A 16,781-nucleotide genomic window follows, 5' to 3' on the forward strand; every position below is an offset into this window, starting at 1 on the left:
TACATCCTAATTTTTTACATGCATGAAAAGACGCATTATAAAAGTAAACCAATATAATGGTATCTATAAAACATTTTAGAAAATATAAAAAGAGGTGAAGTACAACTTTTATGCTTTACTTGTAAATGGTTTTTAAATATTTTAAAAGTAAGAAATTAAACGATAATATAAAATTATGGCACATATTGAACTCCCAGATGATCTGTTAGACACGCTTTCTCAGGTTCTACAACAATTAAAACATACTCTTCCTCAAGTAAAGCAAGAAACTGATTTTTCAGCCCCTGCTTATAAATGGCAAAATAAACAACTGATTGCCCTACACTCTCCCAAAGCCATGCACCTAGATGACCTCAAGGGCATTGAACGCCAAAAGAAAGTAATCATTCAAAATACTGAACAATTCTTACAGGGCCTTCCAGCAAATGATATTCTACTGACGGGTTCTCGAGGAACGGGTAAATCTTCTATTGTTCGTGCATTACTCACGCAATATCAAGATATAGGTTTAAGACTTATAGAAATTGAACGTGATGATCTTTCAGACTTACCTATTATTCAAGCACAAATTAAGCATCGCCCTGAAAAATTTATTGTCTATTGTGATGACCTTGCATTTAATGCAGAAGACGAGAATTATCGTAGTTTAAAAAGCGTATTGGATGGATCGTTACAATCAGGCGATAACAATTTTATTGTCTATGCAACAAGTAATAGACGTCATTTACTTCCTGAATTTATGCATGAAAATACACCTGCTACACGTGTCGACGTTCCACAATATACGGAGCTACACCCTCAAGAAGCGATTGAAGAGAAAATTTCGCTCTCGGATCGCTTCGGACTATGGCTTTCATTTTATCCTATGGATCAGAATCTCTATTTAGAAATCGTTGAACACTACTTAACAAAGAGTAGCTTAGAATTTAATCAGGAAGTAAAAGGTGAAGCATTGAGATGGTGTCAAATGAGAGGACAACGTTCAGGAAGAGCGGCTTATCAATTTTCTAAACATTGGATTGGATCATATCAACTTAATAAAAACTATTAAAATCAATACCCTAAAGAAAATATGGTTTCTTAATTACCTTCCAGTTAAAGGGTGATTTTTAACCATATTCACATATTCATTCATCTAAAAATACATACGCATGCTACTATAAATAAAAATGTAACTTTAAAATATATGTTTTATTACATTTTACATTGCAAGATGAATATGAAAATGGTTTAAGATTTTTCTATTCTATATTCGTATTCATTTTAATTTTTAAAATTTAATTTATTAGGAAAACAATATGCAAGCGTTCTCAATTCCCCTCATGGCAGGTGAAGTTAATGCAATTCTTAGAAAAGAAAAACAACAACTGCGCGTTCCTGTTCAACCTCAGCCAAACAATAGTGAAGATGCAAAAAAATTAAATATTCCCTTCCAAGTTGGTGACCAAATTTGGATTCAAGAAAACTGGGCTGCACACTGGTCTTATAATGATGCTTCTCCTGAAGAGTGTCAGAGCCCAAATACAGATGACGATAACTACTGGTACCAAGCAGATGGTATCGGCTCTAAAGGGTCTAAAGGTAGTCCATCATCATTAAGAGGTACATGGCGACTTGCAGAAACTATGCCTCAGTTTGTTTCTCGTTTACATCTTATAGTAGAAAAAGTTTGGATCGAGCAAATTAAAGACATTAGCGAAGACAGTGCCCGAGCTATGGGTTTTATACCTGAATTCTTTAAAAATGTGAAGCAACAAGAACTTGGGGAAGACTATCAAGCAACAGCAAAAGATGCTTTCTTAGAAGATTGGGAACAGTTCCGTGGTGAACTTGATTTATGGACATATGCCATTGAATTTAGTTTAGATGCAGATAAATCGACATTACATCCTGCCTTTTTAAATGATCGTGAAACACTTAGCTATAAAGTAGACTGTTCAATCAAAGATACTCAAACAGAAGATTTGAAAGAATTAAGTTATACCACTGAAGATAAATCCTTGGTATGTGCACTTGAACATGTATTGGTCGAAGAATTTAAAAACGATTTCAAAGATTTAAGCCACGACTTTAATAATCTTGGTGAGTTCTTTAAAATCATTGATATTGAGTCAATTCGTTATATCCAAGAGCTCAACCATATCGATTTAGACTTTGAAGTACGTGCTAAAAATAAACGTGTTTCCATTAAAGTAGAACTTCTTTCTTTATAAGTCATTGGCTATAAAAAAACCCACATTATGTGGGTTTTTTTACATGTACGTTGAATTAAGTAAGTTGTGCTGTAGCTATTTTCTTTGTATCCACATTTACAGCAGCATTTCGATACTCACCCATTTGATCAAAATTCATGTATCTATAAATATCAGAAGACATGCTATCAATCTGAGAAGCATACACGCTATATTCTTCAGGAGTTGGAAGCTTACCTAGTACAGCAGCAACAGAGGCAAGCTCAGCCGATGCAAGGTATACATTTGCACCCTGACCTAGACGGTTTGGAAAGTTACGCGTCGAGGTCGAGACCACTGTTGTATTTGGTGCAACACGTGCTTGGTTACCCATACATAATGAACAGCCTGGCATTTCTGTACGTGCTCCTGCACGCCCATAAGTATTATAGAAACCTTCTTCCATAAGCTGATGTTCATCCATACGTGTTGGAGGAGCAATCCATAAGCGTGTCGACAAAGAACCACTCGGTATTTTATCTAATAACTTACCTGCAGCACGGAAATGACCAATATTTGTCATACATGAACCAATGAATACTTCATCAATTTTTACACCCTGAACATCAGACAGTAACTTGGCATCATCTGGATCATTTGGACAGCACAATACAGGTTCTTTAATATCAGCAAGATCAATTTCATATACTTTCGTGTATTCTGCATCAGGATCAGCTTTGAGTAAGTTTGGTTCAGCCAACCACTTTTCCATATTTTCTACACGGCGTGCCATGGTACGTGCATCACCATAGCCTTGTGAAATCATCCATTTCAGCATCGTAATATTTGAACGCAAATACTCTGCTACTTTCTCTTCCGAAAGCGTAATGGCACAACCTGCAGCTGAACGCTCAGCAGATGCATCAGACAATTCAAATGCTTGTTCAACGGTCAGTTCATTTTCCATTTCAGTCAGATCAATTTCTAAAATACGACCTGAAAAAATGTTTTTCTTACCTTTTTTCTCAATAGTAAGATCACCAGCTTGAATCGCATAGTATGGAATCGCATGGACAAGGTCACGTAATGTAATACCTGGCCCCATTTTACCTTTAAATTTAACTAAAACAGACTCAGGCATATCTAACGGCATTACACCCGTTGCCGCAGCGAATGCAACTAGCCCTGAACCTGCGGGGAAAGAAATACCTAGTGGGAAACGTGTATGTGAATCTCCACCTGTACCTACAGTATCTGGAAGCAACATGCGGTTTAACCAAGAGTGGATAATACCATCACCCGGTCGTAATGAAACTCCACCACGGTTCATAATAAAATCAGGCAATGTGTGTTGCATTTGTACATCGACTGGTTTTGGATAAGCTGCTGTATGGCAAAAAGACTGCATGACTAAATCTGCAGAGAAACCTAAACATGCCAAATCCTTCAGTTCATCTCTAGTCATTGGCCCTGTGGTATCTTGAGAACCAACAGTCGTCATACGTGGTTCGCAATAAGTATCTGGACGAACACCTTGTCCTTCAGGTAACCCACACGCACGACCAACCATTTTCTGAGCCAGTGTAAAGCCTTTACCAGAATCATGCGGATGCTTAGGTTGACGGAATAATGTAGATGGTGGCAAACCTAGTGCTTCTCTTGCCTTCGTTGTTAATCCACGTCCAATAATTAAATTAATACGTCCACCTGCGCGAACTTCATCTAATAATACAGGTGTTTTTAATTCAGACTCTGCAATCTGTTCGCCATTTTTAAATGCAGTGACTTTTGCTTCTGCTTTATTAATTTTAAGCAGAATTTCATCACCCATATTCATTTCAGAAACATCAATCTCTACAGGTAATGCGCCAGCATCCTCCATAGTATTGAAGAAAATAGGCGCAACTTTACCACCTAAGCAGACACCGCCATCTTTCTTATTTGGAATGTGAGGAATATCTTCCCCAAAATACCAAAGTACAGAGTTGGTTGCAGATTTACGAGATGATCCCGTTCCAACAACATCACCCACATAAGCGACTTGATTGCCTTTTGCCAAGAGCGCTTTAATTTGTTGAATTGGGCCTACTTCACCTTGCTTTTCAGGATGAATTCCATCACGTTCATTCTTTAGCATCGCAGTTGCATGCAAAGGAATATCTGGACGACTCCAAGCATCTTGTGCAGGTGAAAGATCGTCTGTATTGGTTTCGCCTGTGACTTTAAATACAGTAATTTTAATTTCTTCTGGAACATCTTTACGGCTAGTAAACCATTCTGCTTCTGCCCATGAATTCATCACTGCTTGAGCATTTTCATTACCCGCTTTGGCCTTCTCTGCAACGTCATGAAATGCATCAAATACAAGTAATGTCTTTTTAAGTGCTGTTGCTGCTAGCTTACCTAATTGCGAATCGGTCAGTAAATCGACCAATGGTGCAACATTATATCCACCTAACATTGTACCTAGTAAGTAAACTGCACGTTCTTTTGTCACTAGCGGTGATTCCGTTTCACCTTTAGCAACAGCAGCAAGAAAAGCTGCTTTCACATAAGCAGCTTGGTCAACCCCTGCAGGAATACGGTTTTCTAGTAAATCGACTAAATATGCCTCTTCACCTGCTGGTGGGTTCTTTAATAATTCAACTAGTTCAACGGTTTGTGCATCGTTTAATGGTTGTGGTGGGATTCCAAGTGCGGCACGTTCTTCAACGTGTTGGCGGTAAGCTTTTAGCACGGTATTCTTCCTCTTTTTTCTCAAAAATTACTTACTATTCCTATTGCTGTAAGTAATGTACTGTTTAAATTTTACTAAAGTTAATTCCAAAAGTTAATGTTATTCGGGTGTTTGTTTATGATGCTCATTATTTTCTACGGAAATACTACGCCGTAAGATCATAAAAATAAAGCACTCAATGTGAGTGCTTTAGTATAGATTTATGGTTGCTGTGCAACACAACTTTCGTATCGGCCTTTACCAAAATCGGCCATTGCCTTTTCCTTTTGTGCCATCTGTTCATAAAGTGGAACGTTGTATGCCTCTTCAACAAGACTGACTAAGTAATCTCGTGCATGTTGATCCTGAATTTTTTTGGCATTTTCTAAAGCTGCGTTTTTATCAATACCTTGTTGGCGGTCTGTCATAATATTGAACGCAGCACTTGGAATTGATTTACAGAATCCTTGCCATGCTTCTTGAGGAGAAACTTGTTTATGACCACCACAACCCGTTAATACAATACTACCTAAGACAAGTAACAATAGTTTTTTCATTTCAACTCCAAGCCAATATGACTTTGATTTCAAGCGATTAGAATTTTAAAAAGTATCCTACCACTTTGCGCACTCTATATTCTATTAAAAATTAAATTCCTACAAAGCCAAATTTAAACATTATGTTGATAATTAAACAATGTGTTGATAATATCAATACACCAATATTTTGACGTTCTGCTATGGATGCACACCAATTAATTTATCACCAGAGTTCTCTGCCTTTTCCTTTTGCAAAGGCAACAGAGTTTAATCAGATTTTATACCTTTCAGGTCAAGTTTCGTTGGCAGAAGATGCTACCCCTATTTATGGTAGTGTATCTACACAAACACAACGCATTATGACCAATATCTCCAACACGCTAATTGAGCTTCAAAGTGACCTTAATCAAATTATAAAAGTAACAGTTTGGCTTTCAGATATGTCACACTTTGAAGAATTTAATAAGGCATATAGGACTTTTTTCTCTCAAGGCTTTCCTGCACGTAGTGTAGTTTGCAGTAAACTTGCTTTCGGTTTAGACGTAGAAATTGAAGTACAAGCCCTAAAAATTATTGAGATATAAACCATGCCATTACATATTAATACACCACTCATTCGTTCATCAGCACTCAGTAAATCTTTAAATAAAAATGTTTGGCTAAAGATAGATGCCTTACAACCTTCAGGGTCATTTAAAATGCGCGGTGTGGCATTGGCTTGTGAAACTTACTTAAAGCAAGGTGCAAAACGCTTCATTTCATCTTCAGGAGGAAATGCAGGACTTGCAGTTGCAACATCTGCAAAAATCTTAAATGTACCTAGTATTATTGTTGTGCCAAGAACTACATCAATAACCGCAATAAATTTATTACAGCTAGAAGATGCTGAGGTCATCGTTAAAGGAGATTCTTGGCAAGAAGCAAATGAATATGCGTTATCTTTAATTACCGATTCAGATGCTTTTATTCATCCTTTTGACGATCCTTTACTTTGGACAGGACACGCTACTCTTATTGACGAAATTGTAAATGCAGAGATTCAGCCTGATGTTATTGTGCTATCTGTAGGTGGTGGTGGCTTGCTAGCAGGTGTTGCTGAAGGACTTACTCGAAACAAATTAACTCATATTCCAATTATTGCGATAGAAACAGAAGGGACTGCCTCACTCCATTTGGCTATTCAACATAATAAACCGACTTCATTAAAAGAAATTAGAAGCATCGCAACCTCATTAGGTGCAAAGCAAATATGTGACCAAGCATTCTATGTCACAAAAACGCATCATATACATAGCATTCTTGTTTCTGACCAAGAAGCCATTCATGCATGTAAAGCATTTCTTGCAGACCATCGCATTGTCGTAGAACCTGCTTGTGGTGCAAGCTTGGCCTGTATTTATAGCAATAAAGATATACTCGACCCTTATAATAATATACTGGTTATTGTCTGTGGAGGCTCGACCATGAGTGCTGAACACATTCTTAGTCTCTAAAGCAACTGCCTATCTTTAGATAGGCTTTGTCTTTATTTCTTCTAGATAATTATAAATAGTGTAGCGCGTAACACCTAAAGCATTTGCCGCTGCTTCTACACCACCTCTTACTAAAAACAAACCTTGTGTTTGCATCACTTTTACAATCTCAATTTTTTCTGCTTTTGATCTTTTTGTATTTAAAAGATTGTGTTGCGGCAGAGCAAAATGGATAATTTCAGCAATTTTCTTTTGTAGTGTATGTTCACTTTCTTCAACAGCTAAACTTTCATCTCTAGGTAAAAGCTGTGACAATAAGTTTTTCGCTGTTTCTAATATTTTTTGATCTGCATTAAAGCACATTGCAAATATTGGTTGTTGATTCTCATCTTTATATATGACAGTAGAGCTCGTGAAAATTCGACCTGCTACTTTTGTTTCGTAGCCTTTAAATACTTGTGGATTACTGACATTTTTGTTTTGGTCAACCAATAATCCAATTGACCCCAAATCATGATCTGGAATATTTAAGACACTATCTCCTTCCTTTCTTCCAGAAAGATGTCCATTTAATATTTTAATAATTGAATGATTCGGATTCGTCAAATCATGTATAACTACTTCAATATTCTTTCCAACGATACAAGATAAAGCATCAACAATACTCATTAGACTATTTGCTAAACTTTCTTTATTCATTTTATCCATACATCAATTCTCAAATAAAAACAGCGATATACGGCGATAGTTTAACTTAAAGATTATTTAGCAGATATACTTAAGTGCTTGAAAAGAGATTTGAGTGAAAATTCATTTTAAAACTTGTAAAATAAACGTTTTTATTCGCAAAAAAACAAAGTATCGTAACACTATGATAATATTAAACTTCATATTTATCCTTTTTAAGTACATTTAGCATGAATATTAATCAGCTTTCAATTATTCTTATACCTGCTTTGACATTATCACTTTTTGGTTGTGCAGCAACTGAAACATCAAGAACTATTCAAAGTGCTCAAGTCATTTCTGCCACATCTACAAACCAATACAATGGACCTAAAACATCAGTTTCTATTGGTAAGTTTGACAATAGATCGAGTTATATGAGAGGTATTTTTTCAGATAATACGGATCGTTTAGGTGGACAAGCAAAAACAATCTTAGAAACGCATTTACAGCAATCTAGATACTTCTCTGTACTTAATCGTGACAATCTTTCAGAACTAAAACAAGAAGTAGGCTACAGCGGTAAAGCACAATCTATTAAAGGTGCACGTTACGTAGTTACAGGCGATGTCACCGAGTTTGGACGTAAAGAAGTAGGCGATCAACAATTCTTTGGTATTTTAGGCCGTGGAAAACAACAAGTTGCTTATGCAAAAGTTAATCTCAATATTGTAGATGTAACTACCTCAGAAGTTGTTTACTCTACACAAGGCGCTGGAGAATATGCATTAGGTGAACGTGAAATTCTCGGGTTTGGTTCAACAGCATCTTACGACTCAACTTTAAATGGTAAGGTTTTAGATCTAGCAATTCGTGAAGCTGTAAACAATTTAGTGAATGGCATCCAAAATAACCAATGGAAACCGAGTAACTAAGAAGATTTATCATCAATGAAAACAATATATACACTTTTTGCATTATTGCTATTAACAGGTTGTGCTGCTGGACCTAAACCATTGTATTACTGGGGCAATTTTCCAGATCAAACTTACCTCATGTATAGTGCACCTGCAAAAGCTACTGCAAGTCAGCAAATTGAAAAGTTACAAGCAGATATACAAAAAGCTAAAGCAGCTCAACTAGGTGTTCCTCCAGGGTTATATGCACATTTAGGTCTAATGTATTTAAATGAAGGCAATGTACAAAAGTCTGAAGAATACTTTAATTTAGAGCGCCAAGTTTATCCAGAATCTACAACTCTGATTAATCGTATGCTTGGTGATAAAAATAAGTTAGATCAGGGAGCACTTAAATGAATAAGTTCTTATCTTTAGTTTTTAGTGCGCTTATTTTGACTGGCTGTGCAACTACCCAACATACTCCACCAAAAGATTTAAGTGCATATAAATCACATATGCCCAAATCTATTTTAGTACTTCCACCAATTAATAACTCTCCAGATGTCAAAGCAACTTATGGCTATTGGTCGACTGTTGCTGTTCCTGTAGCAGAGGCAGGTTATTACGTATTTCCTTTATCTATTGTCGATCAATTATTTAAAGAAAATGGAATTACCAACGGAAACGATGCTCAGTCTATTCCAACACAAAAGTTACAAGAAATCTTTGGTGCAGATGCAGGTTTATATACACAGATTAAAGAGTACGGTACTCAATATAAAGTTATAGACAGTGTATCCACCGTTTCAGTTGAAGCTAAACTTGTAGATTTAAAAACAGGTACAGTCTTATGGACTGGACAAGAATCTGTACGTAAAGCAACTTCTGAAAATAACAGTGGCTTAATTGCGATGGTTGTCAGTGCAGTCGTGAATCAGATCACAAGTAGTTTAAATGATCATGCACATCCTCTATCGATGAATGTAAACAATCAGCTTTTCACACCAACACAAGATCAACAACATGGACTATTGGTTGGCCCTCGCTCTCCAAAATTTCAGCAGTAAGTAAAATAAGAAGTCTTCAATTGAAGGCTTCCTTTTCTACCTATATATAAAAAATGAGCATCTTTTACTTGATACACCCTTACAACCTACACACTAAATCATTGATATATTTTAATAAAATCTGAATATTTCCTGATCTATTTTCGCACTAATTCTGACTTTAAAACTTGATTTAAATCGCTTATCAAATACTTTAAATAATTGAAAATACGGTTTAAAATTTACTATCTTCTCTACAAAACTACTAAAAATCAAAGTTAGATCAAGACAAAAACAAATATACAATATGTCGTATAAGTTGCATTTATTAAAAAAAATAAATGACAAATCACTATTAATAAAACTTTAATTTAGGACAATAAAAATGCCAATATCATTTTATGTATTCCTATTAATAAAAATAGTTATTTCATTCACTGTTATTATTTCATACATGAATTTTATCGGAAAAACTCAGCTCACACAGTTTACAGCTGTAGATTTTTTTGGAAACTTTATTTTTGGAGCTGTCGTAGGTGGATCAATTTACAATGGAGATTTAGAAATTACGGGCTTCACGATCATGTTGCTTATGAGCGTAGGCTTTATGTTATTTTTAAATTATCTCTCTCATCATATTTTACGTATTCGAGCAGTCACTATTGGAGAGTCTATTCCTGTTATTAAGCATGGTAAATTTTTACTTGATAAAATCGAGCAAAAGCGTAGAAAAATAGATATGTTAAGGATTCTATCTCAACTTCAATGTCTTGGTTTTAGCTCATTTCAAGAAGTGTATTATGCCGAGATACAACCCGATGGCCAATTGGCTGCTATTAAAGATAAACCAGTGTTACCCTCTGAAATTATTATCCTTCGGGGTGTCTTCTTCGATACCCTTATTGATGAACAAGAGATTGACAAAGAACGTTTAGAGCTTTTATTAGAAACAAACCGTATCGATGTAAGTGCCATTTTCCTCGCAGAATATTACGAAGATAAAATTTTTATTACATTTAATGACGGAAGTGAAAAAACTCTCGAAAGTTATTCAATTAAAAAATAACTTGTTTAAATGATGTCATGTATTTGATTAGAGTATTTATTTCAGCATTCATTAAGACTAATACTCTAATCAGATTTAATATCTGAATAAATTTTCACATTGTTGAATGTCAGTCAGATCATAACGGTAGTAGCATAAATTTCTAAAATCTTTTTGACTTTTCGAATTCAAAAGATCATATTCAATAAAATCTGATGTCCCCTATAAAATAGGATTTCTAAGAATAGATAACGTTGTTGGATGCTTTTTTATAAAATAATATCTATCACCCTCTATTGTCGCAGTCTAGACTCATGTAAAACAACTCAACTCTAGAGCATTCTTGAAATTTTTGGCATGTAATATTGGTACTCTTCGGGTCAATAAAATCAGTCTCTGAATTCTTAACTTTATAAGCATATACATCTTCTATACTTCCTTTCTCCGTAGCAATTTTTCCTTCATATAGTCCAGTTTCTATATTGTAGTAATAACCATTTATTTAATATCCCCAACAACATGAGTTTGTTGAGGCTGTATTGTTGCTCCACATGTTAATTTATCACCTTCATAAGCAACAGGCTGACCAAACATAATCATATGGTCATGGCTTCTCACAACGGTAGACCAACATTTGCATTTTGGACAGTAGTGTCCATCTCCAGCCCTTACAAAGGGATTTCCCTCTTGAAACACATTTGAGAGTGTTGATGGGATAGCACCACCATGATCGGTCGGTGCATTATGAATAGCAAAGCCTTTCATATGTAGAATAATTCACATAATAATATATATTATATAAATATATCACATTTATATGCCTAGTGAAATTTTATTCTAATAGCCTCATATCAATTTTGTACTACTTATCATTTGTTATTATTTTAAGAATGATTTAATCACAATATTTTTAAAATTTTGCATATAAAAACCACCCGAAGGTGGTTCATTTCTAGTTATGCCAAAAACTTAGATTTCCATTGGATATGTTACTTTCATTTGTAGATGTATGATATCTATAGATTTTATTTACTTGCATAGACTTGCACATATCTACCTTTAAGCCAATAGCACCCGAAAAATCTTCACACGGTATCATTTTAAATACACTACTATTTGTTATACCGCTCTGACCAGGGTATGCATTTGAATAATACTGAGTCATGAAGTTTATTTTTCTACCGCATGCATCTCCACCATTTTCTTTAGATACTTTAGTAATAAGGCCTTTCGTTAAGTTTGCACCACTACCTTCTTTCATAATTGCACAAACTCTATACCCTGATTCTGCATGAGCACCCGCTACAGCGAAAAAACCAAGAACCGTCAAAGCACCTAAACAAGATAATATTTTCTTTCTCAAAAAATTCATAAAAAACTCTAAAAACCAAAATAAAGTGACTTATGTCACAAAAACAATCTACTATATTTTATATATATCATTTATATTTATTTTGTATTTAACAAATCAAACTGTTAGGTATTTATTAACTTAGCTACACTATATCAAAATTATAAACCTTATTACCTGAATACCTCTTGTCTATACTTGTAATATAATCTGCAATGGCTTTACAACGAACCCTTACTAATAAGTTACCTACAGTCATCGTTTAGCCTGCTGAAGCTCTTAAAAAACTATTACCGAAAATTAGATGCCTGAATTACACACAGAACATCTAGTTTTCTACAAGCTATGAGCATGCATATTTATATGATTGAACTAAAAACGCCAGTTATAAAATACATCAATAGCTCTTTCAACTGACTCACTTGCTTCTAAATACAACCGTCTATTCATTTGATAACGTAATGTCAGTGTATTTACTGCAGTAAATACGCCTACACCATAACGAAGATATAGATCTGGAGTAATATAACCAGTCACACTAACTTGAGTATCGCTACCAGTACCTTGGGCATCTAATGCTAAACCACTTAAGCCAAAAGCATGACCTATCTGGTTTGTGAATGCACGTGTCCCACCCAGTCCTAGACTAATCCCTGCCGCAGCCAACGTGTTATTTACATCAGACTTAAAGCCCTCAGTTTGACTTAGGCTACTACTTCCCTCATTAATACGACCTGTAATTAACGCATTCAATGCTTCTTGTTCAGATAAGCCACCATCATTATAAATTTGAATATTAGGTGTGGTTGCTGTACCCGTAATTCTTACACCGACGGTCGTATTTGAGATTTTTTTCGTGGTATCAATATCTAAAGTTGGGTTTGCCAAAGGGCCATTAAAACGTGCAATCGCACGATTAAGATCTAATGATTGACCATATGCTTCAATCTTCACTTTCTGACTGACGCCAATAGCTCCATTAGCACTCATAGCAATTTCACTACCACGCTGAGATAAATATAATCTTCCCGTTAAAGGAATACGGCTATTGAACCCTTGGAAGACCACGCGGTCACCTAAAGACAAATCAATATCAGCTTGTATATTCCAAGGTTTAGATGCTTTAAGAATCGCGATTAGGTCGTCTCCAGAATGAACAACGCGTGCATCTGAAGAAACATTAATTACATCTGGGCTTGTCTCTGGCATATTAATAATCGCACGAGGAATATCAATTTTTCCATTCACGACAACACTACGAGACATTGGATAAATATCTAAATCGACTTTAGTGTTCACCAAAGCAGTGACAAGTGGTGTTTGTTTAACAAGTAAATTATCACCCTGTACTTTTAGTTGGACATGTAAATCATTTGCCCAATTTACAAAACCATCAATTTTTCCTGTACCCGGCCCACTGTTAAAAATACCCATAATTGTTGCTTGATTTTGCCGAACAGCAGAATACATCTGAATATTTGTCAGATTCACAGGCATAGAGATCATACTAATAGAACCATCTTTTAGCCTTAAATCACCCGTTGCTAGTGGCTTAGAAAGTGTTCCTCCTACTTTTCCAGCAAAATCTAATGTACCACCTATACTTCTCACATCTTGAATGAATGGTTTTAAGAATTTTAGGTCAACATTTGAGAATGCTAGTTCACCCTGCATTGGCAAATTCTGATCATACGGATTAATGACCACACTTGCATAACCATTACCAATGTTTGCCGTTTTGACATCAAAACGCATAAGTAGACCTTCAGTTACACTCTTTGCAATAAGACTCATTTGCTGATAACTGGTTGTTGTCGCTGGATCATCAGGATCATCCGATGCAACACCAATCTGACCATTTTTGGCAATAATACTTGCATCAATATTTGGTTTATGGCCTTCTGACCAATGTGCTTTAGCATAACCATCAACTTCCCCAGTCATAGCTAAACCACTTGGCATAAATGCAGAGAAATCATTTAAGTTCAAATTGTTTGCAACGAAAGAAACATCTCCACTTGTTGGACTAATTTGAACTGGCTTATCAAAACACAATTTACTTTGATTACTTGCCCAACAATGCTCACCAATATAAAGCTGTTTAGTGCCTGTACGGTAAACGACATTGGCATTCGACTGTTGATTCAGCACCGCACGAACAGAGTCAAAAGTTCCTTTTTGAATTTGTCCTAACCAATCATTATTTGCATTAAAACCACCTGCTAATTGGACATAAAACTTTGAATATCTATTCCATGCTTGCAAGCTTACAATATGTGAAGAACGTGTACCCGAAAGTGTTAATCCACCATATTGAATTTGTCTATTGCCATAATTTAGGTTAGTCAGCTCTGCTTTTAGCGTACTTGGCGTCGTTTCTGAAGTCGGTAACTCACCACGAATACGTACTTTCTCAACATTTAATTGGCCACCGTACACCAAACGATCTATATTAATATTTGCAATTGCTTTTAAATTTGGTTGAGTTTTTAGATGTAATGTACCGTAAGCATTTCCAGACAGCCCACCATATATATTAGAAAGCGAAGGTGCATTTAGTTTTACATCTAAATCTTGCGCATTGCCCGTAACCTGAACTTGATTCCCAGCATAAGCAAGGAATAAATTATTTGCTTCAAACTGTTGTGGTACAAGAGTATTATTTTTGGTATTAAGTACTAAACTAAGTTTCCCTTTACCGCGAAGAATCTGGCGATTAATAATCCCTGCTAAATTTAAATCTTCTATAGAGATACGTTTTGCCTGATCAGACCAAACCCCTTGTGTTTTAATAACACCTGAAACTTCACCTTGAACCTTAGAAACAAAGTATTGAGGTTTAAACTTAACCAATGAAGCATTCATATTCCAACCAATGCCATTGTGTAAACTTACAATACCATTTGCCAAGATTTTTCCTGCTGTTCCTTCATGTTGGAATTGATTCACTTGAATACTATCTGAAGTACCAGCAATCTTTATATTTAATGCGCCATTGGCATCTGGATACTGACTAGATTTTAAGTTTCCATGATAAATGACACCATAACCACGTAACCCACCACCATGCTTTTCATCATTCATTAGAATAGAAGCTGTGGTTTCTCCTGTTAATTGAATAGTTTCTTTTTGCTGTGCCATTTTTCCAGTTAAATCAATCGCTTTTAACTGTATAATTTGTGCATCTTTCTCTGCATAGCCATTCGCTTTAAATGAGCCATTCAATAAATCAACAGGTGCAGCTTCTGCGACAGTTTGTGGATTAAAGTTTTTTGCTTGTAAATTAGCATCCCACTTCAAGAGTCTTTTTTCAGTAGGCAGTAAGACTTTAGCATCGCCAACTAATCCACCTTGCGGTGTAATATACTTAAACTCAGGTATATTTAAATCATTACCGTTAAGTAAAACATTTGCTAGATATTGTCCTGTTGGTAACGTTCCTTTCGGATTTTTAATAACATCTAAATTTGTATTTACCGAAGTTTTTTGTCCATCAAGTACAATATCTGCTTGCCCTTTTGGACTATTTAACCAACCAATATAAGGCATTGCACGATTCATATCAGACCATGAAACATTCATTTTCATAGGTGGTGTTACTTTCGGGTCTGTTGGATTTTGTTCTGATTGTGCTAACTTAAAATTGATTTTTTCGTATTTATTAAAATTAATAAATGCATTTAAATGTGTTCCCTTATCTAAGTCACCTACAGCACCTAAAGTACCATCCATATCTGGAGGTAAAAAGTCTTTGATTGATGCTGGAATTGATTGATCTGAGGCTTTTAGACCATTTAAATTGCCTTTTACATCCCAACGTAAAGCTTTTTCCCAGTTTAAAATTCCTGAAAGGTTAATAACACCTCCCATTAAATTTCCTTGGAACTGGTTAATCTTCATTTGATGCACATAATCTACATATAAGTCTGCTCTATAGCTTCCTTTAGGTACATCCTTGCCAGATAATTCTGCATTTAAATTGATAGACATATCCGAAGCCGAACCATTTAAATATGCAGTTCCAGATGGAATAAACAGTTTTTGATCTGTCGCAAATGGTAAATGATAGTTTTTAAAGTTCAATTGCCCTTTCATTGGAACATTTTCACGCACAGGGTGAACAATCATTCTACCGCTCAGTAAATCTGGTGTATTTGTTGCAAACCCTGCAGCAATCGAATCTAGTGTTCCTCTTGCATCTACCGAAATATTTTTTATATTAATGGCATGCAATGATGGAATATCTACCTGTGCTGTCACATTCAATGGATATTTTTGTTTAAAATCCATCATCCCTTTGGCTTTATGAATAGCAACATAATCACCAACTTTTAAGTTAGCCTCTTTAAAAGTGAGTTTAGTGCCCTTCCATAAAGTGTCTTTAAGGTGCAAATCTTTCAAATCTGTACTAGATGTGGTTGTTTTGATTCTTAATACATCTAGATTCGCCTGATCCAACCGCAATGTAACAGGCATATTAATATCACTAAATTCAAATGGCTTATTACTTGGCGGTTTTTTATCAATAATTTGTAATTCTTGAATATTGGCACGAGAAAAATGAACCTCTTGCTCTAAAACAGCACGCCACCCAATGACTAAATCGGCACGCTTAATCTTAATTTCGAGTGCATCTAAGTTCACATCAACATTATTTAAAATAAGACCGTCTAGAAAACTACCACGCTCATATTGATATTTCAGCATACTTTGATGTGAGAGTACGCGGTCTAATAAAAACTTACTGCCTCGCTCTGTTGAAAACATGATTGCCAGTGCAGCCAATAACACTACAAAAATCAATAATAGAGAAATAAAAATTCTTTTTAACCAACCTGATTTTGGCTTTTCTTGTTGTACCGTCATGTTATCTCAT

At 35.4% G+C, this 16,781-nt stretch carries 13 protein-coding genes and 1 pseudogene; 8 read left to right on the forward strand and 6 right to left on the reverse strand.

Annotated elements, in window-relative coordinates; translation table 11 throughout:
• Window positions 1-175: 175 nt before the first annotated feature.
• Together OZX61_RS06920 and OZX61_RS06925 are read left to right on the forward strand one after the other, a co-directional pair.
• Window positions 176-1,051 (forward strand): ATP-binding protein, encoded by an 876-nt coding sequence (locus OZX61_RS06920; RefSeq protein ID WP_277094318.1) that lies wholly within the window; start codon window positions 176-178, stop codon window positions 1,049-1,051.
• Between the two features lie 247 nt (window positions 1,052-1,298).
• Window positions 1,299-2,213: a hypothetical protein gene (locus tag OZX61_RS06925; RefSeq protein ID WP_277094319.1), complete on the forward strand. Its 915-nt coding sequence runs from the start codon at window positions 1,299-1,301 to the stop codon at window positions 2,211-2,213.
• A 55-nt stretch (window positions 2,214-2,268) separates the two neighbouring features.
• On the opposite strand, the gene OZX61_RS06930 is transcribed toward OZX61_RS06925, so the two are convergent.
• Together OZX61_RS06930 and OZX61_RS06935 are read right to left on the reverse strand one after the other, a co-directional pair.
• The gene (locus OZX61_RS06930; RefSeq protein ID WP_195770847.1) at window positions 2,269-4,908 is read right to left on the reverse strand and encodes a bifunctional aconitate hydratase 2/2-methylisocitrate dehydratase; all 2,640 of its coding nucleotides are present in this window, start codon (window positions 4,906-4,908) and stop codon (window positions 2,269-2,271) included.
• 200 nt (window positions 4,909-5,108) lie between these two features.
• Window positions 5,109-5,444, reverse strand: a complete 336-nt coding sequence (locus tag OZX61_RS06935; RefSeq protein WP_277094320.1) for a hypothetical protein — start codon at window positions 5,442-5,444, stop codon at window positions 5,109-5,111.
• 182 nt (window positions 5,445-5,626) lie between these two features.
• On the opposite strand from OZX61_RS06935, the gene OZX61_RS06940 reads away from it, so the two are divergent.
• Together OZX61_RS06940 and OZX61_RS06945 are read left to right on the forward strand one after the other, a co-directional pair.
• On the forward strand, window positions 5,627-6,010 hold the full coding sequence (locus OZX61_RS06940; protein ID WP_277094321.1) for a RidA family protein: 384 nt from the start codon (window positions 5,627-5,629) through the stop codon (window positions 6,008-6,010).
• Between the two features lie 3 nt (window positions 6,011-6,013).
• Entirely contained in the window at window positions 6,014-6,919 is a 906-nt protein-coding gene (locus tag OZX61_RS06945) for a pyridoxal-phosphate dependent enzyme (protein WP_277094322.1), read from the forward strand.
• Window positions 6,920-6,934: 15 nt separating this feature from the next.
• On the opposite strand, the gene OZX61_RS06950 is transcribed toward OZX61_RS06945, so the two are convergent.
• A complete protein-coding gene (locus tag OZX61_RS06950) occupies window positions 6,935-7,606 on the reverse strand; it encodes a PAS domain-containing protein (protein ID WP_277094323.1) in 672 nt (223 codons plus the stop codon).
• 209 nt (window positions 7,607-7,815) lie between these two features.
• Here OZX61_RS06950 and OZX61_RS06955 point away from each other — a divergent pair, with 209 nt between their 5' ends.
• The 4 genes from OZX61_RS06955 to OZX61_RS06970 all read left to right on the forward strand — a co-directional run bounded on the left by OZX61_RS06955 (window position 7,816) and on the right by OZX61_RS06970 (window position 10,575).
• Window positions 7,816-8,499, forward strand: coding sequence for a CsgG/HfaB family protein (locus tag OZX61_RS06955; protein ID WP_277094324.1), 684 nt, complete (start codon window positions 7,816-7,818; stop codon window positions 8,497-8,499).
• Window positions 8,500-8,514: 15 nt separating this feature from the next.
• Window positions 8,515-8,880, forward strand: a complete 366-nt coding sequence (locus tag OZX61_RS06960) for a DUF4810 domain-containing protein (protein WP_195770853.1) — start codon at window positions 8,515-8,517, stop codon at window positions 8,878-8,880.
• Window positions 8,877-9,530 carry a GNA1162 family protein gene (locus OZX61_RS06965; RefSeq protein ID WP_277094325.1) on the forward strand — a complete coding sequence of 218 codons (654 nt, stop codon included), beginning with the start codon at window positions 8,877-8,879 and terminating at the stop codon, window positions 9,528-9,530. Before OZX61_RS06960 ends, OZX61_RS06965 begins: the two co-directional genes overlap by 4 nt.
• A 433-nt stretch (window positions 9,531-9,963) precedes the next feature.
• On the forward strand, window positions 9,964-10,575 hold the full coding sequence (locus OZX61_RS06970) for a YetF domain-containing protein (protein ID WP_195770855.1): 612 nt from the start codon (window positions 9,964-9,966) through the stop codon (window positions 10,573-10,575).
• Window positions 10,576-11,061: 486 nt separating this feature from the next.
• On the opposite strand, the pseudogene OZX61_RS06975 reads toward OZX61_RS06970, so the two are convergent.
• The 3 genes and pseudogenes from OZX61_RS06975 to OZX61_RS06985 all read right to left on the reverse strand — a co-directional run.
• A pseudogene (locus OZX61_RS06975) lies at window positions 11,062-11,319 on the reverse strand (PAAR domain-containing protein); the annotation flags it as partial.
• A gap of 187 nt (window positions 11,320-11,506) precedes the next feature.
• Window positions 11,507-11,926 (reverse strand): hypothetical protein, encoded by a 420-nt coding sequence (locus OZX61_RS06980; protein ID WP_195770857.1) that lies wholly within the window; start codon window positions 11,924-11,926, stop codon window positions 11,507-11,509.
• A 351-nt stretch (window positions 11,927-12,277) separates the two neighbouring features.
• Window positions 12,278-16,771 carry a translocation/assembly module TamB domain-containing protein gene (locus OZX61_RS06985; RefSeq protein WP_277094326.1) on the reverse strand — a complete coding sequence of 1,498 codons (4,494 nt, stop codon included), beginning with the start codon at window positions 16,769-16,771 and terminating at the stop codon, window positions 12,278-12,280.
• Window positions 16,772-16,781 lie beyond the last annotated feature (10 nt).

Origin of the sequence: Acinetobacter sp. ESL0695, assembly GCF_029392135.1 — a bacterium.
Taxonomy (GTDB): Bacteria; Pseudomonadota; Gammaproteobacteria; order Pseudomonadales; family Moraxellaceae; genus Acinetobacter; species Acinetobacter pollinis.